Source organism: Flexivirga alba (genome assembly GCF_042661025.1).
In the GTDB taxonomy this organism is placed as follows: Bacteria; Actinomycetota; Actinomycetes; order Actinomycetales; family Dermatophilaceae; genus Flexivirga; species Flexivirga alba.
Genome location: NZ_JBHSWH010000001.1, coordinates 2,748,632 through 2,773,868, shown reverse-complemented (window position 1 = coordinate 2,773,868; position 25,237 = coordinate 2,748,632). Strand labels below are relative to the sequence as shown.

Here is a 25,237-nt window from a genome sequence, read left to right as displayed (position 1 = left end):
AACCCGGAAAGGACACCTGTCATGTGTGACACGCACGGCACTCCAGTGGTGCACGGCACCAAGCACCCACGCTTCGACCAGATTGTGACCCCGGAAGCTCTTGCCTTCGTAGCCACACTCGACGGCGCATTCGCCGGCCGCCGCGCCGAGCTGCTCGCCGAGCGTCGCCGCCGGGCCAAGGACATCGACGCCGGCGCCGACCTGGACTTCCTGCCCGAGACGGGCGCGATCCGTGCCGACCCCACCTGGAAGGTGGCGGCGCCCGCACCCGGCCTGTCCGACCGTCGCTGCGAGCTCATCGCACCGGCGTCCCCCAGCACCGCGGCACACGCGATGAACTCCGGCGCCTCCACCTGGCTGGCCGACCTCGAGGACGGTGTCGCGCCGTCCTGGCAGAACATCATCGACGGCCAGATCACCCTGTATGACGCGATCCGCGGCGACCTGACCTATGAGTCATCCGACGGCGCGACGTTGACCACCGATGGCAACGGCCCGACGATCATCATGCGACCGCGTGGTTGGCACCTGTGCGAGAAGCACATCACCATCGACGGCCGCCCGATCTCGGCATCACTCTTCGACTTCGGTCTCTACTTCTTCCACAACGCGAAGCAACTGATCGAGAACGGCGCCGGGCCGTATTTCTACCTGCCGAAGATCGAGTCCCACCTCGAGGCCCGGCTGTGGAACGACGTCTTCGTGCTCGCTCAGCGCGAGCTCGGCATACCGCAAGGCACCATCCGGGCGACGGTGCTGATCGAGACGCTGCCGGCGGCATTCGAGATGGACGAGATCCTCTACGAATTGCGTTCGCACTGCAGCGGATTGAATGCCGGTCGCTGGGACTACATATTCAGCTACGTGCGCACCTTCGCGCACCGCGGCAACGAGTTCGTGCTGCCCGACCGCGACAAGATCACCATGACCACCCCGATCCTGCGGTCGCTGACCCAGCTGCTGGTCGCCACCTGCCACAAGCGGTGGGCCTACGCGATCGGCGGCCCGGCAGCGGTCAACCCGACCGGCCAGGACGAGGAGTCACGGCACCGTGCCCTGGCGCAGGTCACCGCTGAGAAGCAGCGGGAGGCGACCGAGGGCTTCGACGGCTCGTGGGTCGCTCATCCCGCGCTGGTGGAGACCTGCCTGGCGGCATACAAGAGCATCCTCGGCGACCGCACCGACCAGCGTTCGCTGCGCCGGGCGGCCGGGGTCACGGCACGCGACCTCACCTCGCTCGAGGGCGTGCAGCAGACGATCAGCCTGAACGGCGTCCGCACCAATGTGTCGGTGGCGTTGCGCTACCTGGCCGCGTGGGTCGACGGAAAGGGTGCGATCACCATCGACAACTTGATGGAAGACGCTGCAACCGTTGAGATCTCGCGCGCCCAGCTGTGGCAGTGGCTGCACCACGAGTCGCAGCTGGCCGAGGGCCCGCACGTGACTCGCGAGCTGTTGGACCGGGTGATCGATGAGGAGATGGCCAAGCTGACGCGCGGCCTCGACGCGGACGCGACTCGGCCTTATGAAGCGGCACGTGAGGTGCTGGAGGTGACCGCGCTGGGCGACTACCTGCCCGGCTTCTTCACCAACTACGCCTACGTGCGCTACCTGACCGAGCAGGCGCTGCGGATGAAGCAGCCCAACACCCGCGAGGACCTGCGCCAGTCCGAGCAGGTCGCACCGGCCGAGGGCGCTTCGGCCGAGCCCGCCGCCTAACCACACCCGACCCGACCCGACCCGAACGGACACGAACCAGCACACCCTCTCGCCGAGAGGACAGGCAAACACCGACAGGACAGTCGATTCGGGGCTCTGAGCAGCCGAATCGCCTGTCCTGTCGGTGCACGGGTGTCCTCTCGCTGAAGGGGTCGCGAGCGGGCGGGCACGGGCGGACCGGGCAGGGGTGTCGGTGAACGTGCGCCGGCATTCACCGATGTGGGACCGTTGGCGCATGACGCTGCGTATGCCGAGTGAGACCGCCCCGCAAGAGCGCATCTGGATGGCGTTCCCGTCCCAGGGCTACACGCTCGGGGACACCGAAGCGGAGGCCGACGAGGCACGCTCCACCTGGGCCTCGGTCGCCCATGCGGTGCTGGAGTTCGAGCCGGTCACGATGGTCGTCGACCCGGCCGACGCCGAGGTCGCCCGTCGCTACCTGTCGGCGGACGTCGAGATCGTGCACACCTCGCTCGATGACGCGTGGATGCGGGACATCGGCCCCACCTTCGTGTATGACGAGGGCGCTCTCGCCGGTGTCGACTGGACCTTCAACGGCTGGGGCGCGCAGGACTGGGCCACCTGGGACAACGACGCGAAGGTTGCGTCATACGTGCTGGAGCAGGTGGGCGTCGCGCGCATCGAGTCGTCAATTGTCAATGAGGGCGGCGGTTTTCACGTCGACGGCGAAGGCACTGTGCTCGTGACCGAGACGGTCCAGCTCGACCCGGGCCGCAACCCCGGAGCAACCAAGGCCGACATCGAGGCCGAGCTGGCGCGCACCATCGGCGCTACACACGCGGTGTGGTTGCCACGCGGTCTGACCCGCGACTCGCAACGCTTCGGCACCCGGGGTCACGTCGACATCGTCGCGGCGATCCCCTCCCCCGGCGTGCTGCTGCTGCACGACCAGCGCAACCCCGATCATCCGGATCACGTTGTGATGCAACAGATCGAGATCGCCCTGCGCGACACGACTGACGCCGCCGGACGCAGCTGGGACATCCGCAAGGTGCCGGCGCCGGCCGTGATCGAGGACGACGAGGGTCCGGTCGATTACAGCTACCTGAACCACCTGGTCGTCAACGGCGGGGTGATCGCCTGTTCGTTCGGTGATGCGAACGACGAGGAAGCGGCAGCGGCATTGGCCGACGCCTACCCCGGCCGTCGCGTCGTCACCGTGGATGCCCGGCCGCTCTTCGCGCGTGGTGGTGGCATCCACTGCATCACCCAGCAGCAGCCGGCTCCATCGGTTTGAGCGGCGGGACCTCGAGACGCTCGTCCCTCGCTCCTCGGCCACCTCTCGGCGGGACCTCGAGACGCTCGTCCCTCGCTCCTCGGCCTCCTCTCGGCGGGACCTCGAGACACCTGGTCTCGATACACCTCCCCCGCTTCACTCCTCCGGCACCCTTCGAGACGCACGACGCTCGACCCGCAGTAGGGGTTAGGTCGCGAAAGCTGCTCGAGCGGTCAATCCCGCGCGGGTAACAGTGCGCGCGTCGACCGGTCGCGACGTGTCCACGTCGATGCGGAGCCCGAAGCCGAAAGCACTGGCATTGCGCTCAATCCAGTCCCAGTCGAGGTCCTGCTGCACGCCGGTGCCAGCACCGTGCACCGGGTGTCTCTGCCCCGCGCGCACCCGATCGTCGTGTCGGCGGCGGGCTGTCGCCGTCGGCAGGTCGCACCACACGTGCGGCACGACGTTCGGGTCGAACCCGGCCCGGCGCAGACCGTCGGTCACCTGTTGGTGATCGTCGCGCCACCAGATGTTCTCCACCACACCGCCGACCGGCGACGCCGCCAGCAATTGCCACAGCAGCTCACCCGCCCCGGCTCCGAGGGGCGAGCCATGGCCGCCGGTCCCTTGCAGCGCACTTCGCACTTCAGGCGTGCTGTGCTCGAAGATCGTCTCTTTCACCATGTCTTTGGAGAACAGCGGAACGTTGAGCTCGGCCGCCAGGCGCGGAGCCAAAGTGGACTTACCGGAGCCAGGAATCCCGTTGACGAGCAACGCTATCCGCGGGACGCGGTGCGGGGCGTATGCCGACGCCGGCCACTCGTCCCGGGTCACGGCGTGCATCACGTGGTCGCGCCAGGCGGCACCGTCCGATCCCGGCAGCCACAACATGTCTCGAACGAGCCCCTCGCGCCGGAAGCCGAGTGACCGCAGCAGTCCTGCGGAGGTCGAGTTGCCCGGCCGGACATTCGCTTCGAGCCGGTGCAAGCCCATCCCCTGCGGGGCGGCGGTGAAGGCGACGTTGATGATCTGTCGGAGTCCGTCGGCGAAGAGCCCTCTGCCGACATACGGGTCGTAGGCGTCATACCCGAGGACCCCGCTCTGGAAGCGGCCGCGAACGACGTTGGTGACGTTGACTTTCCCGACGATGCCGTGGCTGCCTTCGGGGTCGGTCGCATGGATCAGGAAGGTGCGGTGCTCCTCGCTCTGCCGATCGAGGTGCCAGCTGATGTCATCGGGATTGACGGGGTTCCACACACCGATGCGCCTGGCCGACTGTTGCACCGCCGACCGATATGCCGTCACGTCCTCGCGGCGCACGGTGTGCACCCAGACTCGTCGTCCGGACGATCGCAACGGAGGAAGTCGCCAGCTCACGATGCTGCTCACACCTGCCGGCCGCGCAACACGACCTGCTGCGGATCGGACAACGTTCCGATGTCTTCTCGCGGGTCGGACTGGTAGACAACGAAATCGGCGCTCTCACCTTCGTCCAGGCCGGGGCGGCCGAGCCACTCCCTGGCACCCCACGTCGCGGCACTGATCGCTTCGAGGTTGCTCATGCCGGCGCGGGTCAGCTCGGCTATCTCGGCGGCGGCGAGGCCGTGCGGCAGCTGACCGCCGGCGTCCGTGCCGACCCAGATCGGCACACCCGCTTCATGCGCGGCTGCGATGGTGTCGAACCGCCTGGCATAGAGGTCGCGCATGTGTGCGCCGTATGACGGGAACTTCGCCTCCCCGGCTTCGGCGAACTTCGGGAAGTTCTCGATGTTGACCAGGGTCGGCACGATCGAAATCCCTTGCTGGGCAAACAGATCGATCGACTCCGGCAGCAGCCCGCTGGCGTGCTCGATGCAGTCGGTGCCGGCTGCTGCGAAGTCCAGCAGCGACTCCTCCCCGAAGCAGTGTGCCGTGACGCGCGCTCCTCGTCATGCGCAGCGTCGATGGCCGCCTTGAGCGCCTCACGTGGCCAGCACGGCGCGAGATCGCCGCGGTCACGATCGATCCAGTCGCCGACCAGCTTCACCCAGCCGTCGCCGCGCCGGGCCTCCTGGCGGACGTAGGCGACGAGGTCTTCGGGCTCGATCTCGTGTGCGAAGTTGCGGATGTAGCGCTTGGTCCGGGCGATGTGCCGTCCTGCTCGGATGATCCGCGGCAGGTCCTCGCGATCGTCGATCCAGTGCGTGTCGACGGGCGATCCGGCGTCACGCAGCAGCAGCGCACCTGCTTCGCGATTGCTCACCGCGTGCTGCTCAGTCGTCTCTTTGTCCACGCCTCCGTGCGCCTCGAGCCCGACGTGGCAGTGGGCGTCGACCAGGCCAGGGAGCACGAATCCCCGCACGGACTCGACGCTTTCGGTGGACTGCGGCGCGGACCAGCTGACCCTGCCGTCGATCACCCACATCTCGTCACGAACGTCCTCGGGCCCGACCAGAATACGGCCGGTAACGTGCAGCACCGGTGAATCACTCGCCATGGCTCGACCCTATCCGCAGACCCGCGCCATACGGGTGCACCCGTGGGGCGTGTGCGTCAACAGGTCGGGACGCCGGGGAATCGACTGCCGTTGGCGCTAGCACTGAGGTAGGTGGCGCTCACCCAGACGTTGCGGTCCCCTGAGCTGTCGTCCGTCTTGAGCCACCAGTTGCTGTGCTTCCCCCGGAACGAGTGCCCGACGCTCAACACCTGGCAGGAGAAGTGGCGCTTGCCCTTGTGCAGCACGCCGACCTCATGCCACGCGACCGGCACAAGGTAGGTGGGTGCGTCTGCCCGGACGTTCTGATACTTCGCGTCCGTCGCCTGCAGTGTCCGCTTCGGCTTCGGTGTCGCCGTCGGTTTGGCCGGCGCCTTGGGCTTCGACGGGTGGTCCGGTTGCGGCTTCGCGCCCCCGGCGTAGCGGAAGACACCCGTCACGGGCGACGGCTCGCTGTCCAGGCCAGCGAGGTTGAGACCCGCATCATGGTTCGCTGCCTGCACGACCAGTCCGGCACCGAGGTAGATCGCGGTGTGACCTGGGTAAATGACGATGTCTCCGGGCCGGTCGGCCCGGTGTCGCCGGTGCGAATGAAGCCGTGCGCGGTGAGCTCCGAGGGCATCGCCCACGTGGCGCCGGCGCCGAAATCCGTTCCGGTTGCTTGAAACCAGGCCCAACGCACAAGCCCCGAGCAATCGAGCCCGACGTTGTTCCGGTCGTCGAAGTGTGCGCGGCCTTGGTCCTGCACGGCGCCGGTCGACGGTCCCGGAGTCGCTTGATGTCCACCGCCCCAGGAGTAAGGAGTCCCCGCAAGCAGCGGTGATCGCCCGGTTTGCCGACGCACTCGTGGCGCCATACGCGTGGCAGTTGCTCATCGCGTGGGCCGGTGTCTGGCCCAGCGTCATACCTCCGACAATGACCGCCGTGCCGCACATGCCTGCAGCTGCGATGCCAACCAGCTTCTTCACGCGTTCCCTGAAATTCGTCTTCCGCAAGTGCGGCGCGTTCAAAGTTGCTTGACAGTCGCTTCGCGCCTGGCCAGCAACTTTGCCCACATCCGTACCTGCTCTATTTCTGACTCACGGCACTAGTTCGTTCGGTAGACGCACCGTCGCCAGTGGACGGTTCCACCGGCAATACGCGGGTGCCTGCGGCATACTGCGCCCGATCGATCCAATGACATCACCCAGCGCATCGGAGGCATATGGCTGTCCGGCAGCGGGGGCGTGAACGACAAAACGACGAGCTCAAGGCGTTCATCAGCGCCCGGAACGGCAGCGCCTCGACCTGTCTCGAGCCGGCGCCACGGCGCATCCAGACCCGGTCATTCCGGCGGGTCCGATGACAGTTGAGATCACTGTGTCGGGCGCCCGCGGACCATGGACGCTCCAGGTCGCGGCGGACACCTACCAGCTCGGCTTCGGTTGGACCGACTGACTCACGTGCGGCCCGGGCGGCGGCATAGCCTGGACTATGTGTGCGCGACGCAATGACGGCATTGAGGGGTTCATCGCCGCGCGCAACCAGGACCTGCACCACGACGCCTACCTGCTGACCGCATCGCAGCAACGCTCCGAGCAGCTCGTCGCAGTTGTGCTCGCCGAGCTGAGCCGCGGACGGGTCGACCTGGCCCAAGCCGCCTCCACCGCCCGACAACGTATGGCGCGAGCGGTCGCGCAGCTCGACGAGACCACTCCAAGCGACCTGAGCGACCTGCCCGCCCGTTTCCGGCCTGTCGCGGCGCTCACCACCCGCCAGCGCGCAATCCTGACCATGCGCCTGGTCGACCACCAAGACCAACGCTGCACCGCGCGATCACTGGACTTGTCGACCTCGGACATCAAGCAGTCGTATGCCGCCATACCCGCCGAACTCGTCGACCGAACCACACCGACCGACCTGCGGCAGCTCCTCGGAGATTTCGGCGATCTTGCTGAATTCCCAGACACCGCAACGACTCTCGCCGCCATGCGAGCGGTCCCACCACCGCCGCACCGCCCCTGGTGGACCTACGCTGCCGCCACGCTGGTCATTGCACTGGCCGTCACCTCCCTGTGGGCCAGCCAGGCCCGGCATACCGACCGGTTGCGGAACGCGGTCGTTCTCAACCAGATCCACGGGAGCCACTTCCCGGCATACACCCAGGGTTACCAGCTCATCGACATCCGTGAGGTGCAACCTGGTCACACTGCGACGATGAGTCTCGGTGCACAGGACGCCGTTGTGATCGAGTGCGCCACGGGCCAAGCCGATCAGACAGTCGTCGCTCGACTGTCCAGTCGGGCGACCGGTGAGTTCGACACCTCGTGCTCCACCGCTGGCAGTCAACAACACCTGGCCCCGGTTGACGGACAGACCCACCTGGCCATCGACGACTTCAGCCGAAAGGAATGGCCCGTCGCGATCTACCGACACCTCACCTGGGACGAATACCCGGTCGCACACATGGATTTCATCGTTCAGGACGACCGGACCCTGGCCAGCGCGCGGCCGGCGGACGCCACCGGCCATCCGATCCCGCCGGTGACCGCCGGAAAGGTGCTCACGTTGCGCGGCGCCGGTGGTCACGTTAACGGCAGCTTCACCGCGGCTCTGAGGAAGCCCGCTGGACGGGGAAACACCGTACCTGTTCTCTCGGCGTTGCTCTCACCGACGACGACCGGGCAGTTCAAGCTCCTCGTCGATCGCCGAGCACCTGAGGCGACGACCGCCTGTGGCACTCTCGACCCGCCCGTTTACGGACAGCAGCGCACCGGGATCTGCTCGATTGTCGATCGGCAGGTCCCACAGGTGGATTACCAGGACTGGGGCACCCTCAACAGCGATGCCCGGACGATGACGATCGAGTTCACGGTCACGCACGCACTCGGCCCGTGGACCCTGCAGCTGGTCTACGACACCTACCGGACCCACGCCTACGGCGCGGTAACGCCGGACTGACCCCCGGCCGCCTCGGGACCGGCATACGCTGAACGACATGCGTGGGCGAGACCACAAGGACGAGCAGCTCGAAGAGTTCATTGCGGCCCGCACCCAGGATCTGCACCACGACGCCTACCAATTCACGGCTGCTCAGCAGCCCGCCGAGGAGTTGGTGATCGCCGTTCTGGCCGCCATGCGACGCGAGCGCATCGACATGGCGCAGGCCGGCACCGAAGCCAGACTGCGGATGGCTCGGGCCAGCGCCCGGGACAACACCCCGACCCAGGACAGCGACGCATCCCAACTGGCGGCCCGATTTCAGCCGCTGGCGCGGCTCTCCCCTCGGGCGCGTGCGGCGCTCGTGCTGCAGGTGGTGGACGGCTACGACGACCGCGAGACCGCGCGCGCCCTGCAACTGACCTCCCGCACCACTACCGAAGCGCTCGAGTCCGTTCCGTATGACGAGCTGCCAGGCACAACCCCGCACTCCGGCGAATTGCGTTCTCTACTCGAAGATTTCGGCGACCTCGCCACCTCGCCCAGCGCAAGCACCACACTCGCTGACGTCCGCGCTGCGCCTCCCCCACCACGACGCCCGTGGTGGACGTATGTCGCCGCCCTCCTGGTCATCGCGCTGACGGTTGGGACCGTTGTCATCTCGCAGCGCACGCACGACGACTGGCTGCGGACGCCCGACGGCCTCAACCATGCGCACGGCACGCACTTCCCGGCATACACCCAGGGCTACAAGCTGGTCGCCATACGCGATCAGGCACCCGGGGCAGCCGAGGATTACGGCCTCGGCTCCCAGGACGCCGTGGTGATCGGCTGTGCCAAGAAGCAGTCCGACCAGACGTCCATCGGCCGGCTCTCGAGCGAGCTCATCGGCGATTTCGACGTCTCTTGCTCGGCACCCGACGGGCGACAGCATCTGACTCCGGTCATGGGTCAGACCGTGCTGGCCATCGATGATTTCAGCCGCAAGCAGTGGCCCGTCGCCGTCTACCAACATCGTTCATGGGACGAATACCCCGTCGCACGCAAGGATTTCACCGTCGAGCACGACAAGACTCTCACTGATCTCCGGCCGACGGACAACGGCGGCAATCAGGTCCGACCCGTTGTCCCCGGGGCAGTCCTCACCCTGCACGGCACCGCTGATCACCCGAATGGCACCTTCACCGGAAGTCTGAGCGTGCCGAGTGCCCGCGACCACACCACGCCGATGTTCACGGCACTGCTGTCCCCCACCACCACCGGACAGTTCCAGCTCCTGGCCGGGAGCCAATCACCCTTGACGAACTGCGGATCGCGGGACCAGGTCTTCTACTCCGGGCGGCAGGACTACAAGACCTGTTCGCTCGTCGACCGACAGGTGCCACAGGTGGACTACAGGGGCTGGGGCGACTGGGGCGGGTTCCCGGAGTCCGGCAAGACAATGACCGTCAGATTCACCGTCAAGCACGCACTCGGACCATGGACCCTGCGACTCGTCTACGACAGTTACCGGACCACGGAGAACGGTGAGTTTTTCACGCCTTGACCGGCTCAGTCCTGATCGACGGACTGACTGCGTCGGGGCACCCCGGCATACGCTGGACGACATGCGGGTGCGAGACCACCAGGACGGGCAGCTCGAAGAGTTCATTGCGGCGCGCACCCAGGACCTGCACCACGACGCCTACCAATTCACCGCCGCACAGCAGCCCGCCGAGGAGTTGGTGATCGCCGTTCTGGCCGCGATGCGACGCGAGCAGATCGACATGGCGCAGGCCGGCTCGACGGCGCGACTGCGGATGGCCAGGGCCAGCGTCCGGGACAACACCCCGACCCAGGACAGCGACCCATCCCAGCTGGCGGCCCGATTTCGGCCTCTGACACGGCTCTCCCCGCGACAGCGCGCCGTGCTCGCACTGCAGGTCGTCGACAACTACGACGAGCGCGAGACATCCCGCGTGCTCCGTATGACGACACGCGCCGTCACCGACACCATCCGTTCGATCCCGTATGACGAACTGCCCGGCGCCTCACCGCATTCCGGCGAATTACGTTCCCTACTCGAGGATTTCGGCGACCTCGCCACCGCGCCCAGCGCAAGCACCACACTCGCCGACGTCCGCGCCGCGCCTCCCCCACCACGACGCCCGTGGTGGACGTATGTCGCCGCCCTCCTGGTGATCGCGCTGACGGTTGGGACCCTTGTCATCAGCCAGAGTCGGTACGAGGAATGGGCGCACAGCCCTAAGGGCCTCAACCACATCCACGGAACGCACTTCCCGGCATACACCGAGGGCTACAAGCTGGTCGCGATACACGACGTGAAGCCGGGTCCACCAGCTGAGTTCTCGGTGGACGGCAGTGGCGCCGTGACGATGAACTGCGCCGATCTACGTCCGGGACTCGGCATATCGAGCTCCAGCGAGCTCAACAGCGGCACCTACTTCAACGCCGCCTGCAGCGCCAAAGCGCAGCAACCGCAACTCATTCCGGCCGGCGGTCAGACCTCGGTCTCGATCAATGACTCCAGCCGGCCCAGCTGGCCGGTCGCTGTCTACCGCAAAGTGTCTTGGGAGGACTATCCCGTCGCCACCGGGCACTTCGTGGTTGCGCGCGACAAGACGGTCGACGCTCTTCGTCGGCAGACGGGCAGGAACGGTCAGCGCATCACTCCCCTGGCAGCTGGCACGGTGCTCACGATGCGCGGACCCGCTGGGAGCCCGAACGGAACGTTCCGAGGACAACTCGAACTGCCCGCGAGCGCCGGGGCGACAGAGCTGGACATCACCGGCCTGCTCTCCCCGACCACGACAGGTCGCTTCCGCGTCCGGCTGAACGGTCAAGCGCCGTGGATGAACTGCGCCTCCAGCAACGTCACCAGGATGACGCTGCACCCCGACGATTGGTGCGGCCTCTACGACCGGCACATCCCGCAGGTCGATTTCAGCACCGTGGACGCGTCGTCGACCCTGCGCACCCGACGGATCACCGTGGAACTATCGGTCCAACACGCACGTGGTCCGTGGACGCTGCAGGTCGTCGCAGACCGGTACAAGACCGATGCAAGTGCAGTAGACGACGGCGCGAACGGCTGAGCAGGTCAGTCCTTGTCGGCACCCGGGCCGAGGAACTTTTCAAAACCCTTGGGAAGCTTGAGGTTCGAGAAGTCCTGCTCCTCCTCCTGCTGCCCGAACGCGTTGCCCATGGCCTTGTCGCGTGCATCGCTGGCCTTGCTGGCGGCCGCCTGCTCCTGCTGGGCGCGCTTGGCGGGGTTGCCGCTCTTACCCTTCTTCTTCGGCTGCTGCTTGGCGCGCTTGCCACCACCGCCGCCGGGCATTCCCGGCATACCGGGCATGCCACCGCCACGACGCATCTGCCGCATCATCTTCTGCGCCTGACCGAACCGCTCGAGCAGCTGATTGACCTCGGACACGGTCGTGCCGGCACCGCCGGCGATGCGTGCTCGGCGAGAGCCGTTGATCTGCTTCGGGTGCGTGCGCTCGAAGGGCGTCATCGAGCGGACCATCGCCTCGACGCGGTCGAACTCCTTCTCGTCGAGCGCGTTGAGCTGCTCCTTCATGCCCGCCATACCGGGCATCATGCCCATCAGCGCCTTGAGGTTGCCCATCTTCTTGATGGCCTGCATCTGCTGCAGGAAATCCTCGAAGGTGAAGTCCTCCTCGTCCATGAACTTGCGCGCCATCGCGGCGGCCTGGTCACGGTCGAAGGCCTTCTCGGCCTGCTCGATCAGCGTGAGGACGTCACCCATGTCCAGGATGCGCGACGCCATCCGGTCGGGGTGGAAGACCTCGATGTCCTTGGTCTGCTCACCGATCGAGGAATACATGATCGGGCGCCCGGTCACCGACGAGACCGACAGCGCCGCACCACCGCGTGCGTCACCGTCCAGCTTGGACAGCACGACACCGGTGAAGTCGACGCCCTTCTGGAACGCGAGCGCCGTCTCGATCGCGGCCTGGCCGATCATCGCGTCGATGACGAACAGGACCTCGTCGGGCTGGATCGCCGCGCGTATGTCGGCAGCCTGCTGCATGAGGTTCTCGTCGACCGCTAGCCGGCCGGCAGTGTCGACGATCACGACGTCGTACTGGCGCACCTTGGCCTGGCCGACGCCGGCCTGGGCGACCCACACCGGGTCGCCATACGACTGGGTGCCTTCGGTGCTCGCTGTGTCATGGCCGCCCTCGTTGCCCCGCTCGGGCGCGAAACACGGCACGCCGGCGCGCTCGGCGACGACCTCGAGCTGGGTGACGGCGTTGGGGCGCTGCAGGTCGGCGGCGACCAGGACCGGGAAGTGCCCTTTGTCGCGCAGGTGCCGCGCCAGCTTGCCGGCGAACGTGGTCTTACCCGAACCCTGCAGGCCGGCCAGCATGATGACCGTCGGCGGCCGCTTGGCCAGCTGCAGCTCACGCGTTTTGCCGCCGAGGACCTCGACGAGCTCCTCGTTGACGATCTTGACGACCTGCTGCCCGGGGTTGAGCGCAGCGCTGACCTCGGCGCCGAGCGCTCGCTCGCGGATGCGGCCGGTGAACTCGCGCACCACGGGTGTCGCGACGTCGGCGTCGATCAGAGCGAGCCGGATGTCGCGGATGGTGGCGTTGATATCGGACTCGGAGAGACGACCCTTGCCCCGGAGGTTCTTGAAGGTCGACGTCAGGCGGTCGGACAGGCTGTTGAACACGCCTGCAAGGTTAACTGACGTCACATGCGTCGATGAGCGCGCCGATGAGCCGTGCCACTTGCGGCGGAGCGACGCCGGTGCCGTCGGGTGTCGTCAGGTAGAACGTGTCGACCGCCTGGCCCGCGTAGGTCGCCACATGGGCCGATCGGATGGCGAGCCCCTGCGCCGCGAAGGCCTCCCCCAGGTCGCCCAACAGTCCGGCCCGGTCCAGTGCACGGACCTCGATGACCAGCGCATCATCGGACGCTCCGGACACGACCGTCGCACGGGACGGTGCGGCGCCGACCGCCGGAGCGGCCTGCCCGGTGCGCCCGCGCGGACGTCTGCCCTCCTGCAGGCCGCGGATCAGTTGATCCTCGTCGGGCAGATCGGCCAGCGGCACCTCAACCCGCCAGGTGTTGTGCGCGATCCCGTCTGTCGTGCGGACCCGGGCGGAGCGCACCGTCATACCGAACGACGCGAGGAGGTGCGCACACGCAGCGAAGAGTCCCGGCCGATCGCGGTCGGCGATCTCGATGGTCGCGCCGGACGGCGTCGGCGTGATGGCGATGTATGGCGCCCCGGCCGTGACCCGCGCACGGACGTCGCCGGCGAGTGGCTCGGTTGCTTCCGAAAGGCGCGGGGACCGGCCGTCGAGCGCGGCACGCGCGTGCCGGCCGAGCCGTTGCACCAGCTCGGCACGCCACGACGTCCAGGCCTTGGGACCGGCCGCCAGGGCGTCAGCTTCGGTGAGCGCCATCAGCAACTCAAGGATGTCGAGACGTTCCTCGACGGCGGCGACCAGCGCGGCGACGGTCCGCGGGTCGTCCGGGTCGCGGCGGGTGGCCAGCTCGACCACGGTGAGGTGCTCACGCACCAGCAACTCGATGATCTCGACGTCCTCGGTCGCGAATCCCATTCGGCGAGCGACGTTTCCGGCGACCGGCGCACCCTCGGTGGCATGGTCGTGGACGCCGGCGATCTTGCCGATGTCGTGCAGCAGCGCGGCGACCAGCAGCAGGTCGGGCCGTTGCACCCGATCGCGCAGCGCTCCAGCGCGCACGACGGTCTCGATCAGGTGCCGGTCGACGGTGTGCCGGTGGACCGGGCTGCGCTGCGGCCGGCTGCGCACCGGCGCCCACTCGGGCAGCCAGGCGCCCACGACGCCGGTGAGATCGAGGGTCTCCCACAGCTGCGTCAGGCCGGTCCCGGTCGCAAGGAGATCGATGAATGCGTCGCGCACCTCCTCCGGCCACGGCTCGGCGAGCAACGGCAGCGGCTGGGTGAGGTTGTTGACGGTGCTCGGACCCAGTGGCGTCTCCAGCCGGGCGGCCGCGGTCGCCGCGCGAAGGAGCATCAGCGGTCCACGACGGTCCATCTCCCGGGTGCCCAGCACGACCTCACCGTCGTGCCGGTAGAGCCCGTGACCGAGCGGATGCAGCACCGGGCGGCGGGGTCCGGTGCGCAGGGTGCGCGCCCGTTGCGACTGGCCGGCGCGCCGTGCCGTCCCGTCCAGCGCGTAGGAGATGGTGCGTCCGGCCTGCACCACCGAGGTGAGCAGCGCGTCCGCGTCGTGCTCGCCGAGCAGGGCGGCGACGGCATCCTGGTCCTGTCGGCTCAGCCGGTCGCGGCCCCGCCCGGTCACCAGGTGCAGCGCATCCCGAACGTCGAGCAGCCGGTCGTATGCCGCGTCGACGCCGCCGTGTGGCCGGTCCGCCAGCCAGCTGGATGCCAGCGCACGCAGCACCGTCATGTCCCGCAGTCCGCCCGCGGCCTCCTTCAGGTCCGGCTCCAGCTCGTGCGCCAGCTGCCCGTGCCGTTCGTGACGAGTGTCCAGCGACTCCAGCACCTCCGGCAGTCGCTTGCGCGCGTTGGCCCGCCAGTCGTGCGCAATGCTCTGGCGCACTTGAGCGACCAACAGCGGGTCGCCCGCGCCGAGTTCGATGTCGAGCAGACCGACCGCGGCCGTCAGGTCATCGGAGGCGACCGCGCGGCACTCCTTCGGCGTCCGCAGGCTGTGGTCCAGCCGAACACCCTTGTCCCACAACGGATACCAGATCCGATCGGCCAACTCGCTGATCGCAGACGTCGACATGCTGCGCCCGTCGTGCAGCAACACCAGGTCGAAGTCCGACAGCGGTCCGCTGTCGGATCGGGCGATCCCGCCGACGATCGCGAGCGCCACACCGTCGTCCGGCACCGGCGCCGCGCTCGTCGCCTCCTTCCACAGTTCCGCGAGCAACTGCCGGTTGTATGCCGCCAGCCGGGCGCGCCGCCGCGCGCCCTCGCCCGGGATCGCGAACTCGCGAGTCCCCGCGAGATCGAGACGCTCCTGGTCAACGGTCATGGTGTGGGCACCCTTCTGGCGAGTGGCGAGAGCGCGTTCCTGACGACAAGCGGACGCCGGCGAGACGACGACCAGATCGGAGCCGGCGCGCCGCGAGCTCGCGAGCGGGAGCCGGCTCCGATCTGCGAGGAGTCGAGCAAAGAGTTACAGCGCGCCGTCGCCGTGCTCGCCGGTGCGGACGCGGACGATGTCGTCGATCGGCATCACCCAGACCTTGCCGTCACCGATCCGACCGGTCTGCGCGGTTTTGACGATCACGTCCACGACACTGCCGGAGTCGAGGTCCTCGACCACGACCTCGAGCCGGATCTTCGGGACGAAGTCCACGGCATACTCGGCGCCGCGGTAGACCTCACTGTGCCCGCGCTGACGGCCGTAGCCGCTGACCTCGCTGACCGTCATACCCGTGATGCCGTAGGCCTCCAGCGCTTCCTTGACGTCGTCCAGCCGGAACGGCTTGATGATCGCGGTGATGAGTTTCATGCGTCCACCTCTTCCTTGTCTGCGCGGTGCGCGGCGCGCTCGGGACGGTGCCCGATGCGGCTACCGCTGAACAGGTTGCCGAAGTCGTATGCCGTCTCGGCGTGCTCGGTCTGGTCGACACCGAGTGCCTCTTCCTCCTCCGGGACCCGGAAGCCCATCAGCTTGTCGAGTACGAAACCGATGATGTAGGTGACGACGAACGAGAAGATCAGCACGAAGAATGCCGCACCGGCTTGCACACCGAGTTGCAGGAAGCCTCCGCCATACAAGAGGCCCTCCTGGGTGCCGGTGCCGTTCGGGCTGCCCTTGGTGGCCAGCAGGCCGATCAGCAGGGTGCCGGCGAGACCGCCGACCAGGTGGACGCCGACCACATCGAGGCTGTCGTCGAAGCCCAGCTTGAACTTCAATCCGACCGCGAGGGCGCACAGTCCACCGGCGACCACGCCGACGATCAGCGAGCCGATCGGCGAGACCGTCGCACAGGCCGGGGTGATGGCCACCAGGCCGGCGACCACGCCGGATGCGGCGCCGAGTGAGGTGAAGTGGCCGTCGCGCAGCCGTTCGACGGCGAGCCAGCCGAGCATGGCGGCTGCCGTCGCGCCGAGGGTGTTGACCCAGACTCCGGCGGCCAGCGAGCCGGCGGACAGTGCGGACCCGGCGTTGAAGCCGAACCAGCCGAACCACAGGATGCCTGCGCCGATCATGACCAGCGTGATGTTGTGCGGCCGCATCGCCTCGCGGCCGAAGCCGATCCGCTTGCCGAGCACCAGGGCGAGCGCCAGGCCCGCGGCACCCGCGTTGATGTGGATCGCGGTGCCACCGGCGAAGTCATAGGCTCCGTGGCCGTTCAGGAAGAAGCCGCCGTTGGCGATCCAGCCGCCGGTGTTCGCCGCGAACTTGTTGAACGCGAAGACCCAGTGGGCCGCGGGAAAATAGACCAGTGTCGCCCACACGACGGTGAAGACCGTCCAGGTCGCGAACTTCGCACGATCGGCGATCGCACCGCTCACCAGCGCAACCGCGATGATCGCGAAGACGACCTGGAAGGCGACGAACGCCGGTCCGGGGATCGTGCCGTATGTCGCCGTGAGCACTCCGTGCAGCCCGAAATGGTCGAACGGGTCACCGAGCCATCCGCCCGCGTTGTCGGCGCCGAACGCCTCGGAGTAGCCCCACAGCAGCCAGACGACCCCGATCGTGCCCATGCTGATGAAACTCATCATCATCATGTTGAGCACGCTCTTGGTGCGGACCATGCCGCCGTAGAACAGCGCAAGCCCAGGAGTCATGAAGAGCACGAGGGCGGCCGCTGCCAGTACCCACGCGGTGTCTCCCGAGTTGGGTGTCGCTGCCGCTGCAGCCAAAGATGTAACAGTCATGCGAAAGACCTTGTCAATGCAGGGTTTCAGCCAGGACCCCGTCCGTGTTACGGCTACGTTGCATCTCGCGCTGCGTGTTAACACCACGTTTCGCCCGCAACTACTGGTCGACTGACTCATGAAGCGGGTCGAGTAGCAGCGGAGGAGCGAATCGAGGCCCCGCGCATAATGGCCGTATGACGTCGCTCGCCCTTCCGGCACCGGTGCGCCGTGTGCACGACGCGGTGCGTCACAAGGCTGCCGTGCAACTGCGCGAGCGTGTCGCCGGCGAGGATGCGACCCGCCGCGCCGACGGCATCTGGGGCAAGACCGGCGATCGCTGGTTCACCCCCGACGATCCGATCTGGCGGGTGCACCTGGACGCGTCGATGTTCGTCGCCGGGATCCGGGCGCTGCTGCTGCAGTCGCTGCATCCGTTGGCAATGGCCGGTGTCGACGAGCATTCGAGCTACCGGGACGACCCCTGGGGCCGGTTGCAGCAGACCAGCAATTTCATCTCGACGACGACGTTCGGCACGATCCCGGACGCGCAGCGACTGCTGGCGCGGGTGCGCGGCATCCACCGCCGGGTGCACGGCAGCTTCGAGGGTGTGGAGTACCGCGCCGATGACCCGCGATTGTTGGCCTGGGTGCACGTGGCCGAGACGGACAGTTTCCTCACCTGCTACCGCGCGTTCGGCGGCGGAACCCTCACGGATTCCGAGGCCGACAGGTATGTCGCCCAGATCGGTTCGGTCTCAACCCAACTCGGTTTCGACGGCGCCCCGACGACGGTCGCGGGCCTGCGAGAGGTCCTTGCGTCATACCGGCCGGAGTTGCGGAGCACGCCCGCCGCCCGAGCGGCGCTGCACTTCATCCTCTGGGAGCCGCCGCTGACACCATCAGCCCGGCCGGGCTACCTGAGCCTTGTCGCGGGCGCGGTCGGGACGTTGCCGGCATACGCGCGACGCATGCTGGGCATTCGCACCCCACCCGGCAGTGCCGCGCTGCTGCGCGGCGCCGGCAACGTCGGAGCCGCGGGTGTGCGCTGGATGCTGTCGGACCCGCAGGTGCAAAAGGATCGCCGCGTCAATCAAGCCACCGACGCCTCTCGCCACAGGTGAGAAAGAGGCGACAGCGCTGATCCGGCGAGCGCTGAGCGAGCCGACGCGCCGACGCAACGACGACCGAAAAGGATCGGGGCGTACAACGAACTCGTTCGTGTACGCCCCGGTCCTTTTCGCGAGGAGTGAAGTCCGAGGACTCAGTCGAGTACGGCGTCGACGAATGCCTTGGGGTCGAACGGCGCCAGGTCATCGGCGCCTTCCCCGAGGCCGACCAGCTTGACCGGCACACCCAACTCACGCTGCACGAGCACGACGATGCCGCCCTTGGCGGTGCCGTCCAGCTTGGTGAGCACCACACCGGTGATCTCGGCGGCCTGCGCGAAGACCTCGGCCTGGCGCATGCCGTTCTGGCCGGTGGTGGCGTCCAGCACGAGCAGGCACTCGTCGATGGGGCTCTGCTTCTCGATGACGCGCTTGACCTTGGCCAGCTCGTCCATCAGGCCGACCTTGTTGTGCAAGCGGCCGGCGGTGTCGATCAGCACCACGTCGACCTCGTTGTCGCGACCGGCCTTCACGGCATCGAAGGCGACGGCAGCCGGGTCGGCGCCTTCCTTGGCCGAGCGCACGGTCGGCACACCGACACGGGCACCCCAGGTCTCGAGTTGGTCGGCCGCAGCGGCGCGGAACGTGTCCGCTGCCCCGAGCAGGATGTCCTTGTCCTCGGCGACCAGGACGCGGGCGAGCTTGCCGATGGTGGTGGTCTTGCCGGTGCCGTTGACGCCGACGACCATGATCACGGCCGGGCGGTCACCGACCCGGGTCCCTGCGATCCGGCGATCCATGTCGGGACCGACCTGCGCCAGCAGCTCCTCGTGCAGCCAGCTCTCCAACTTCTCGGTGGTGGGCGCACCCTCAACCTGCACTCGACGCTTCAACCCGTCGACAATCTCGGTGGTGGCGTCCACTCCGAGGTCGGCACCGAGCAGGGTGTCCTCGACTTCCTCCCAGACGCTGTCGTCCAGCGTGTCGCCGGAGAGCGCGGTGAGCAGGCCCTTGCCGAGAGCGTTGTTGGAGCTGGCCAGCCGCGAGCGCAGTCGCGTCATCCGCCCTCGCGCCGACTCGGGCCGCTCAACCTGAGGTTCAGCTTCAGCCGGAACCGACTCGACGACGTCCGTGGCGTCGGCCGACGTGTCGGCGGCGGGGGCCACCGGCTGCGCCTGCTGCGCTGTTGCCGACCCGGCGCCTTCGGTGGCCGGCTCCACGGTCGGCGTGCTCGCGGCGGACGCGGTGGCCGCACCGCCGGGCGAACCAGTCGCCGGCCCCGCGGTCGAGTCCTTCGGCGCGGGCTTGACCGGTGGTCTCGGCGACGCACCCTTACTGGTGTCGATCGTCGAGGTGCCGCCTGGCTTATAAGTATTGGCGGTGCGGGTCTTCGCCTCGCGCGCCGGCGGTGGCGGCGTTACCTCCGGAGCCGACTTCTTACCGCCACCTCGCAGGTAGCCGACGAGCAGCCCGAGACCGGCGAGAACGACGACCGTGATGATGACAAGGATTTCCCAGAGCGAGTCCACGTCGACATCATCCCAAATGGATCAGCGGACCGGGCGTGGTGCCACCCGGGAACCTGCACAACCGCGCTACGGGCGTCATCGCCCGGCGTGTCACTCCGAGTCGGACTCGGAGCTCACCTTGCGCCCACGTCGCTCAGTCACCGAGCTGACCATGCCCTCGGCGCGCTCCGTGAGCAGCTCACGGCCCTCCCGCCGAGCGGGCACCGCGACCAGACCAATGACCGTCCCTGCGAGCGCAACACCGATGACCAGCGCCAAGATCAACCACACCATGAGTTGATTGTCCAGCCTGAGTCTGTGATTACCAAGTCAAAACCCTTGGTATGACGGGGAAAGTTGCCCAATTCACGTCATCCGGAACGTGAACGCCCGTCAAACCCCGATTCGCGATGGAGCGACACGGCACCGGATTGCGTCATACCCTGCGTTCCGGTGGCTGACGTGGGATGCACGGCACCGGCGCCTTCGTTACCCTCATCCCGACGCACCCCGACAGAAGGATCAGCTGTGACCAACTATCCGAACGACCCCAACCAGCCGGGCGGCTACGGCGAACAGCCGAAGGACGGGTCCGGCGACGGCTCGGGCAACAACCCGCAGTACGGCTCACCCCAGTACGGCGCACCTCAGGGCGACCCGCAGTACGGTGCCCCTCAGTACGGCGCCCCGCAGTACGGCGAGCCCCAGCAGGGTGGCACTCCGCAGTATGGCGCGCAGCCCTACGGATCCCCACAGTACGGCGCTCCGCAGCAGGGTGGCAGCCCGTATGGCGCTCAGGCCCCGCAGGAATACTCCAAGGCCACGATGATTCTGGTCTTCGGCATCCTCGGCTTCTGCTGTTTCATCTTCGGCGTCGTTGCCATCGTCATGGGTCGCCAAGGCTTGCAGGAGATCGACCGGTCCAACGGCGTGCTGACTGGCCGGCAGAAGGTGAAGGTCGGTTACATCCTCGGCATCGTCTTCACGGTGCTGAACGTCATCGGCATCATCTACCAACTCACTGCGAAGAAGTAAAACTTGCGCGAAGAGGCCGGTCACCGCACTAGCGGTGACCGGCCTCTTCGCGCAGGGTCAGTCCTGGTAGAGCCAGTGCCCCCACGGGGTCCAGCGGTAGACGGTGAAGACCAGCATCGCCAGTGCAAACACCGTCGTGACAATTCGTGGCGTCGGCAACAAGATGGCGGCGGCGTCGCCACGCGCCCGACGCACGAACCACCGCACAATCAGGACAGCACCACCGCACAGGATGAACACCGCAGCGGCATTGCTCAGCAGCGCGTCCACGACGTGACCGCGGGTGAGATCGTTCATCGCGCGCAGGCCGCCGCACAGTGGGCACGGGTGGCCGGTCAGCGTCAGGAACGGGCAATACGCATAGGAGCCGGACCGGTGCGGGTCGTAGAAGTGCAGCATTGCCATCGCCGCAACGCCACCGACCGTCGTCAGCAGCGGCCCGCGGACACGCTGCGCGAGCGGCACGTCGGTGGTCTCGGCCGGGCCGAGCTCGGTGGTTGTCACTCCCCCAGATTAGGCCACTTGCCGTCAGCCCGAATGACCGCCGAGCAGCGTCATGAACGGCGTGACCTCCGCCGGCAGGTCGACGCCCGGGTCCCGACCCGCGCGGGACGGCGTGAAGCCCGCGACTGCGTCGCCGTCGGTGGAGACGACGTGTGCAGCCAACTCCGCCGCCGCACGCGCGACCCGATTGCCGAGCTCCCTGCCGTCCACGCCGCCACCGAAATCCTCGGTCGCAGCGAAGACACCGGTCGGCATCACGACCGCACGCAGGTGCGACAACAGCGGCCGCAGCGCGTGGTCGAGCACCAGCGAGTGCCGCGGAGTGCCCGCGGTCGCTGCGATGATCACCGGCATACCGTTCAGCGCGTCGGCGTCCAGGGCGTCGAAGAACATCTTGAAAACGCCGCTGTAGCTGGCAGCGAAGACGGGCGTCACGACGACGAGTCCGTCGGCCGCTGAGACGGCGCGCCGCAACTGGTCGAGACGCGCCGTCGGCATACCCGCTGTCGCCATCATGGTGGCGAGATCGACTGCGTATTCACGCAATTCATAGGTCTGTATGTCGATCGCCTCGCCTCGCGCGCTGACTTCAGCGTCGACCGCGCCGGCGATCTGGTCGGCCAGCAAGCGGGTGCTGCTGGGCTGGCTGAGGCCCGCGGTCAGGACCACGAGACGGTGCGTCATACCGCAGCCTCCTCTGCCTGCTCGAGACCGGCGGTCGCGCTGATCACCTTGCGGTGCGGCGAGTCCGGACCTTCGGCGACCAGGGACGCGTGGCTCGGCGGGTTGCTCGGCACGTGCGCCGGGCGACGCGCTTCGAACTCGCGACGCAGCACCGGCACGACCTCCTTGCCAAGGATCTCGATCTGCTCAAGCGCCGCCGCCAGCGGCAGGCCGGCGTGGTCGACCAGGAACAGCTGGCGCTGGTAGTCACCGACGTAGTCGGCGAATCCGAGCGTGCGCTCGATGACCTGCTGCGGTGTGCCGACGGTCAGCGGGGTGTCACGCGTGAAACTCTCCAGCGACGGGCCGTGACCGTAGACGGGTGCGTTGTCGAAGTACGGCCGGAAGGTGCGCTTGGCCTCGGCTTCGGTGTCGGCCATGAAGACCTGACCGCCGAGTCCGACGATCGCCTGGTCCGCGGCTCCGTGGCCGTAGTGCTCGAAGCGCTGCCGGTAGAGACGCACCATCGCCTGGGTGTGCTCCTTGTTCCAGAAGATGTGGTTGTGGAAGAAGCCGTCGCCGTAGAACGCGGCCTGCTCGGCGATCTCGGGGCTGCGGATCGAGCCGTGCCAGACGAACGGCGGCACGTCGTCCAGCGGCGCCGGCGCCAAGGTGTAGCCGTGCAGTGGCGTGCGGAACTCGCCCTCCCAGTCAATGGCCTTCTCGCGCCAGAGCCGACGCAGCAGGTGGTAGTTCTCCACGGCCAGCGGGATGCCCTTGCGGATGTCCTTGCCGAACCACGGGTAGACCGGACCGGTGTTGCCGCGGCCGAGCATCAGGTCGACGCGGCCGCCGGCGAGGTGCTGCAGGTAGGCGTAGTCCTCGGCAAGCCGCACCGGGTCGTTGGTGGTGATCAGTGTCGTTGCGGTGGACAACTGCAGGTTGGTCGTCTGGGCGGCGATGTTGGCCAGCAGGATCGGCGGGTTGGCCGGCGCGACGAACGGCGGGTTGTGGTGCTCCCCCGTCGCGAAGACGTCCAGGCCGACCTCCTCGGCCTTTTTGGCGATGGCGACCATCGACTGGACCCGCTCGGCTTCGGTCACCGTGTGACCGGTCGTCGGGTCCGTGGTGACGTCACCGATGGTGAAAACGCCGAACTGCATGCGACTCACTCCCTGATCTCGAAGTCTCTCAAATTTTAACTAACTGCCACCATAACGGACCCTCGCCTCGATCTATTCCAGCCGGCCGACCGGCCGATCTCACCCAGCCCAACCCCTATGCCGAAAGGACAAACCCCTTGGCCGAGAGGACACCCGTTCACCCAGAGGACATCCGATATGGGGCCTCGCGGGGCCCCGCAGTGCCACATCCGGTGTCCTCTCGACCGTCGCCTGTCCTCTCGGCAAGCCCCTTTACCGAGAGGACACCCGTTCACCCAGAGGACGCCCGATTCAGGCCTTCGCAGTGCCACATCCGGTGTCCTCTCGATCGTTGCCTGTCCTCTCGGCAAACCCCTTTACCGAGAGGACACCCGTTCACCCAGAGGACATCCGATATGGGGCCTCGCGGGGCCCCGCGGTGCCAAATCCGGTGTCCTCTCGACCGTCGCCTGTCCTCTCGGCATATGACGAGAGGCGCGTATGACGAGAGGCCGGTATGACGAGGCGCCGACCCCGTCATACGAGGTCGGCCCCGTCATACGACGGCATGATCAACCCGCTAAATGATCACCCAGAGCAGCGAGGTGAGGGCCAGGCCGACCACCGAGATGATCGTCTCCATCACCGACCACGTCTTGAGGGTCTGCACGATCGTCAGGCCGAAGTACTCCTTGACCAGCCAGAATCCCGCGTCGTTGACATGCGAGAAGAACAGCGACCCCGCGCCCACGGCGAGCACGACGAGCGACAGATGGGTCGAGGACAGGCCGACCGCCAGCGGCGCGACGATGCCGGACGCGGTCACCGTGGCGACGGTCGCCGACCCGGTGGCCACCCGAATCAACACGGCGATCATCCAACCGAGCAACAGCGCCGACAGGCTTGCTGCCACGGCGAACTTGCCGATCGCAATGCCGGTGCCACCGTCGAGCAGCACCTGCTTGAAGCCGCCACCGGCGCCGACGATGAAGGTCGCACTGACGATGGGCTTCAGGCTGTCGCTCAGCTTCTCGGTGATCGTGTCGAGCGAGAAGCCGACCGAGGTCCCGAAGGTCACCATCGCCATGAGCACTGCCAGGAGCAGGGCGACCACCGGCTCGCCGATGAACTGCAGGAAGGGGTAGATCCAGGCGCTCTCGCTCATCCAGACCTCGGCGGCCGCGCGGATCAGCATGAGCACCACCGGGAAGAGAATCGTTCCGATCGTCCAGCCGAACGTCGGGCGCCGGGTCACGGCGGCCGAGCCGTCGGCCGGAGCAGCCTCGACGCTGTCCTGGGCCTTGTCGACACCGCTGTCGGCCACCAGATTGCCGCCGGCACCGGCGGCACCGATCGGCACCATGCGGGCGGCGAGGGTCGCGAAGAGCGGGCCGGCGATGATCACGGTGGGGATCGCGATCAGCAGACCGATCGCGAGCGTGGTGCCGACATCAGCGTGCAGGTTGGCGATCGCCGCGAGCGGGCCGGGGTGCGGTGGGATGAAGCCGTGCAGCACCGACAGACCGGCCAGCGCGGGTATGGCGAGTGTCATCGCCGGCTTCTTGGACCGCTTGATCGCCAGCATCACCACGGGGATCAACAGCACCAGACCGATTTCGAAGAACATCGGGATCCCGATGATGAACGCGATGAGCGCCATCCGCCAGGGCAGGGCACCGTCGCCGCCGGTGAGGATCTTGTCGACGATCTCGTCGGCGCCTCCGGAGTCGGCGAGCAGTTTGCCGAGCATCGCACCCAGCACGATCAGCACGCCGACGTTGCCGAGCACCGCTCCCACGCCGGTCTCGAACGACAGGGCCACCTTTTCCAGGCTGATGCCGGAGCCGATGCCGACGAAGAGACAGCCGATCGTCAGGGCGAGGAAGCCGTGCATCTTCAGTTTGATGATGAGCGCCACGATGATCGCGATGCCGATCACGGTGACGACCAGGGCCTGTGTGTCGTGGCCGGCCCATGGCTCATGGATTTTCTTGATGGTGTCGTCGGCCGCGACCAAGGACACCGGATGGAGCAGTGTTGTCATGAATCTCTCCGTTTT

At 67.4% G+C, this 25,237-nt stretch carries 20 protein-coding genes and 1 pseudogene; 8 read left to right on the top strand and 13 right to left on the bottom strand.

Annotation, left to right across the window (positions count from 1 at the left end; translation table 11 throughout):
• Positions 1 to 21 precede the first annotated feature (21 nt).
• Positions 22 to 1,719 carry a malate synthase A gene (gene aceB / locus ACFQDH_RS13590; protein ID WP_382402159.1) on the top strand — a complete coding sequence of 566 codons (1,698 nt, stop codon included), beginning with the start codon at positions 22 to 24 and terminating at the stop codon, positions 1,717 to 1,719.
• Between the two features lie 235 nt (positions 1,720 to 1,954).
• On the top strand, positions 1,955 to 2,977 hold the full coding sequence (locus ACFQDH_RS13585) for an agmatine deiminase family protein (RefSeq protein WP_382402157.1): 1,023 nt from the start codon (positions 1,955 to 1,957) through the stop codon (positions 2,975 to 2,977).
• Between the two features lie 186 nt (positions 2,978 to 3,163).
• Here ACFQDH_RS13585 and ACFQDH_RS13580 read toward each other — a convergent pair whose 3' ends face one another.
• The 3 genes and pseudogenes from ACFQDH_RS13580 to ACFQDH_RS13570 form a co-directional block, all read right to left on the bottom strand.
• On the bottom strand, positions 3,164 to 4,285 hold the full coding sequence (locus ACFQDH_RS13580) for a GNAT family N-acetyltransferase (protein WP_382402155.1): 1,122 nt from the start codon (positions 4,283 to 4,285) through the stop codon (positions 3,164 to 3,166).
• Positions 4,286 to 4,341: 56 nt separating this feature from the next.
• Positions 4,342 to 5,432 (bottom strand): annotated as a pseudogene (locus ACFQDH_RS13575) (metal-dependent hydrolase family protein).
• 56 nt (positions 5,433 to 5,488) lie between these two features.
• Complete coding sequence (locus ACFQDH_RS13570) at positions 5,489 to 6,058, bottom strand: NlpC/P60 family protein (RefSeq protein WP_382402153.1); 570 nt, start codon at positions 6,056 to 6,058, stop codon at positions 5,489 to 5,491.
• Between the two features lie 190 nt (positions 6,059 to 6,248).
• Here ACFQDH_RS13570 and ACFQDH_RS13565 point away from each other — a divergent pair, with 190 nt between their 5' ends.
• The 4 genes from ACFQDH_RS13565 to ACFQDH_RS13550 all read left to right on the top strand — a co-directional run bounded on the left by ACFQDH_RS13565 (position 6,249) and on the right by ACFQDH_RS13550 (position 11,443).
• Positions 6,249 to 6,449, top strand: a complete 201-nt coding sequence (locus tag ACFQDH_RS13565) for a hypothetical protein (protein ID WP_382402151.1) — start codon at positions 6,249 to 6,251, stop codon at positions 6,447 to 6,449.
• A 453-nt stretch (positions 6,450 to 6,902) separates the two neighbouring features.
• Positions 6,903 to 8,369 (top strand): hypothetical protein, encoded by a 1,467-nt coding sequence (locus ACFQDH_RS13560; protein ID WP_382402149.1) that lies wholly within the window; start codon positions 6,903 to 6,905, stop codon positions 8,367 to 8,369.
• Between the two features lie 37 nt (positions 8,370 to 8,406).
• Positions 8,407 to 9,894 (top strand): RNA polymerase sigma factor, encoded by a 1,488-nt coding sequence (locus ACFQDH_RS13555; protein WP_382402147.1) that lies wholly within the window; start codon positions 8,407 to 8,409, stop codon positions 9,892 to 9,894.
• Positions 9,895 to 9,955: 61 nt separating this feature from the next.
• A complete protein-coding gene (locus tag ACFQDH_RS13550) occupies positions 9,956 to 11,443 on the top strand; it encodes a sigma-70 RNA polymerase sigma factor region 4 domain-containing protein (RefSeq protein ID WP_382402145.1) in 1,488 nt (495 codons plus the stop codon).
• Between the two features lie 5 nt (positions 11,444 to 11,448).
• Here the strand turns inward: ACFQDH_RS13550 and ffh are convergent, their stop codons facing one another.
• The 4 genes from ffh to ACFQDH_RS13530 all read right to left on the bottom strand — a co-directional run bounded on the left by ffh (position 11,449) and on the right by ACFQDH_RS13530 (position 17,238).
• On the bottom strand, positions 11,449 to 13,050 hold the full coding sequence (gene ffh / locus ACFQDH_RS13545) for a signal recognition particle protein (RefSeq protein ID WP_382402144.1): 1,602 nt from the start codon (positions 13,048 to 13,050) through the stop codon (positions 11,449 to 11,451).
• Between the two features lie 10 nt (positions 13,051 to 13,060).
• Complete coding sequence (locus tag ACFQDH_RS13540) at positions 13,061 to 15,376, bottom strand: [protein-PII] uridylyltransferase (protein WP_382402142.1); 2,316 nt, start codon at positions 15,374 to 15,376, stop codon at positions 13,061 to 13,063.
• 144 nt (positions 15,377 to 15,520) lie between these two features.
• On the bottom strand, positions 15,521 to 15,859 hold the full coding sequence (locus ACFQDH_RS13535) for a P-II family nitrogen regulator (RefSeq protein WP_382402140.1): 339 nt from the start codon (positions 15,857 to 15,859) through the stop codon (positions 15,521 to 15,523).
• Positions 15,856 to 17,238, bottom strand: a complete 1,383-nt coding sequence (locus ACFQDH_RS13530) for an ammonium transporter (protein ID WP_382402138.1) — start codon at positions 17,236 to 17,238, stop codon at positions 15,856 to 15,858. The genes ACFQDH_RS13535 and ACFQDH_RS13530 overlap by 4 nt, the downstream gene beginning before the upstream one ends.
• A 176-nt stretch (positions 17,239 to 17,414) precedes the next feature.
• Here ACFQDH_RS13530 and ACFQDH_RS13525 point away from each other — a divergent pair, with 176 nt between their 5' ends.
• Positions 17,415 to 18,341, top strand: coding sequence for an oxygenase MpaB family protein (locus ACFQDH_RS13525; protein WP_382402129.1), 927 nt, complete (start codon positions 17,415 to 17,417; stop codon positions 18,339 to 18,341).
• Between the two features lie 140 nt (positions 18,342 to 18,481).
• Here the strand turns inward: ACFQDH_RS13525 and ftsY are convergent, their stop codons facing one another.
• Together ftsY and ACFQDH_RS13515 are read right to left on the bottom strand one after the other, a co-directional pair.
• On the bottom strand, positions 18,482 to 19,855 hold the full coding sequence (gene ftsY, locus ACFQDH_RS13520) for a signal recognition particle-docking protein FtsY (protein ID WP_382402127.1): 1,374 nt from the start codon (positions 19,853 to 19,855) through the stop codon (positions 18,482 to 18,484).
• Between the two features lie 90 nt (positions 19,856 to 19,945).
• Positions 19,946 to 20,128 carry a hypothetical protein gene (locus ACFQDH_RS13515; protein ID WP_382402125.1) on the bottom strand — a complete coding sequence of 61 codons (183 nt, stop codon included), beginning with the start codon at positions 20,126 to 20,128 and terminating at the stop codon, positions 19,946 to 19,948.
• A 234-nt stretch (positions 20,129 to 20,362) separates the two neighbouring features.
• Here ACFQDH_RS13515 and ACFQDH_RS13510 point away from each other — a divergent pair, with 234 nt between their 5' ends.
• Positions 20,363 to 20,869 carry a DUF4190 domain-containing protein gene (locus ACFQDH_RS13510; protein ID WP_382402123.1) on the top strand — a complete coding sequence of 169 codons (507 nt, stop codon included), beginning with the start codon at positions 20,363 to 20,365 and terminating at the stop codon, positions 20,867 to 20,869.
• A 57-nt stretch (positions 20,870 to 20,926) separates the two neighbouring features.
• On the opposite strand, the gene ACFQDH_RS13505 is transcribed toward ACFQDH_RS13510, so the two are convergent.
• The 4 genes from ACFQDH_RS13505 to ACFQDH_RS13490 all read right to left on the bottom strand — a co-directional run bounded on the left by ACFQDH_RS13505 (position 20,927) and on the right by ACFQDH_RS13490 (position 25,222).
• Positions 20,927 to 21,373, bottom strand: coding sequence for a DUF2752 domain-containing protein (locus ACFQDH_RS13505; protein WP_382402121.1), 447 nt, complete (start codon positions 21,371 to 21,373; stop codon positions 20,927 to 20,929).
• Between the two features lie 24 nt (positions 21,374 to 21,397).
• Positions 21,398 to 22,057, bottom strand: coding sequence for a CE1759 family FMN reductase (locus ACFQDH_RS13500; RefSeq protein ID WP_382402119.1), 660 nt, complete (start codon positions 22,055 to 22,057; stop codon positions 21,398 to 21,400).
• The gene (locus ACFQDH_RS13495; RefSeq protein WP_382402117.1) at positions 22,054 to 23,199 is read right to left on the bottom strand and encodes an LLM class flavin-dependent oxidoreductase; all 1,146 of its coding nucleotides are present in this window, start codon (positions 23,197 to 23,199) and stop codon (positions 22,054 to 22,056) included. Before ACFQDH_RS13495 ends, ACFQDH_RS13500 begins: the two co-directional genes overlap by 4 nt.
• Positions 23,200 to 23,758: 559 nt before the next feature.
• Positions 23,759 to 25,222: a GntT/GntP/DsdX family permease gene (locus ACFQDH_RS13490; RefSeq protein ID WP_382402115.1), complete on the bottom strand. Its 1,464-nt coding sequence runs from the start codon at positions 25,220 to 25,222 to the stop codon at positions 23,759 to 23,761.
• Between the last annotated feature and the right edge of the window lie 15 nt (positions 25,223 to 25,237).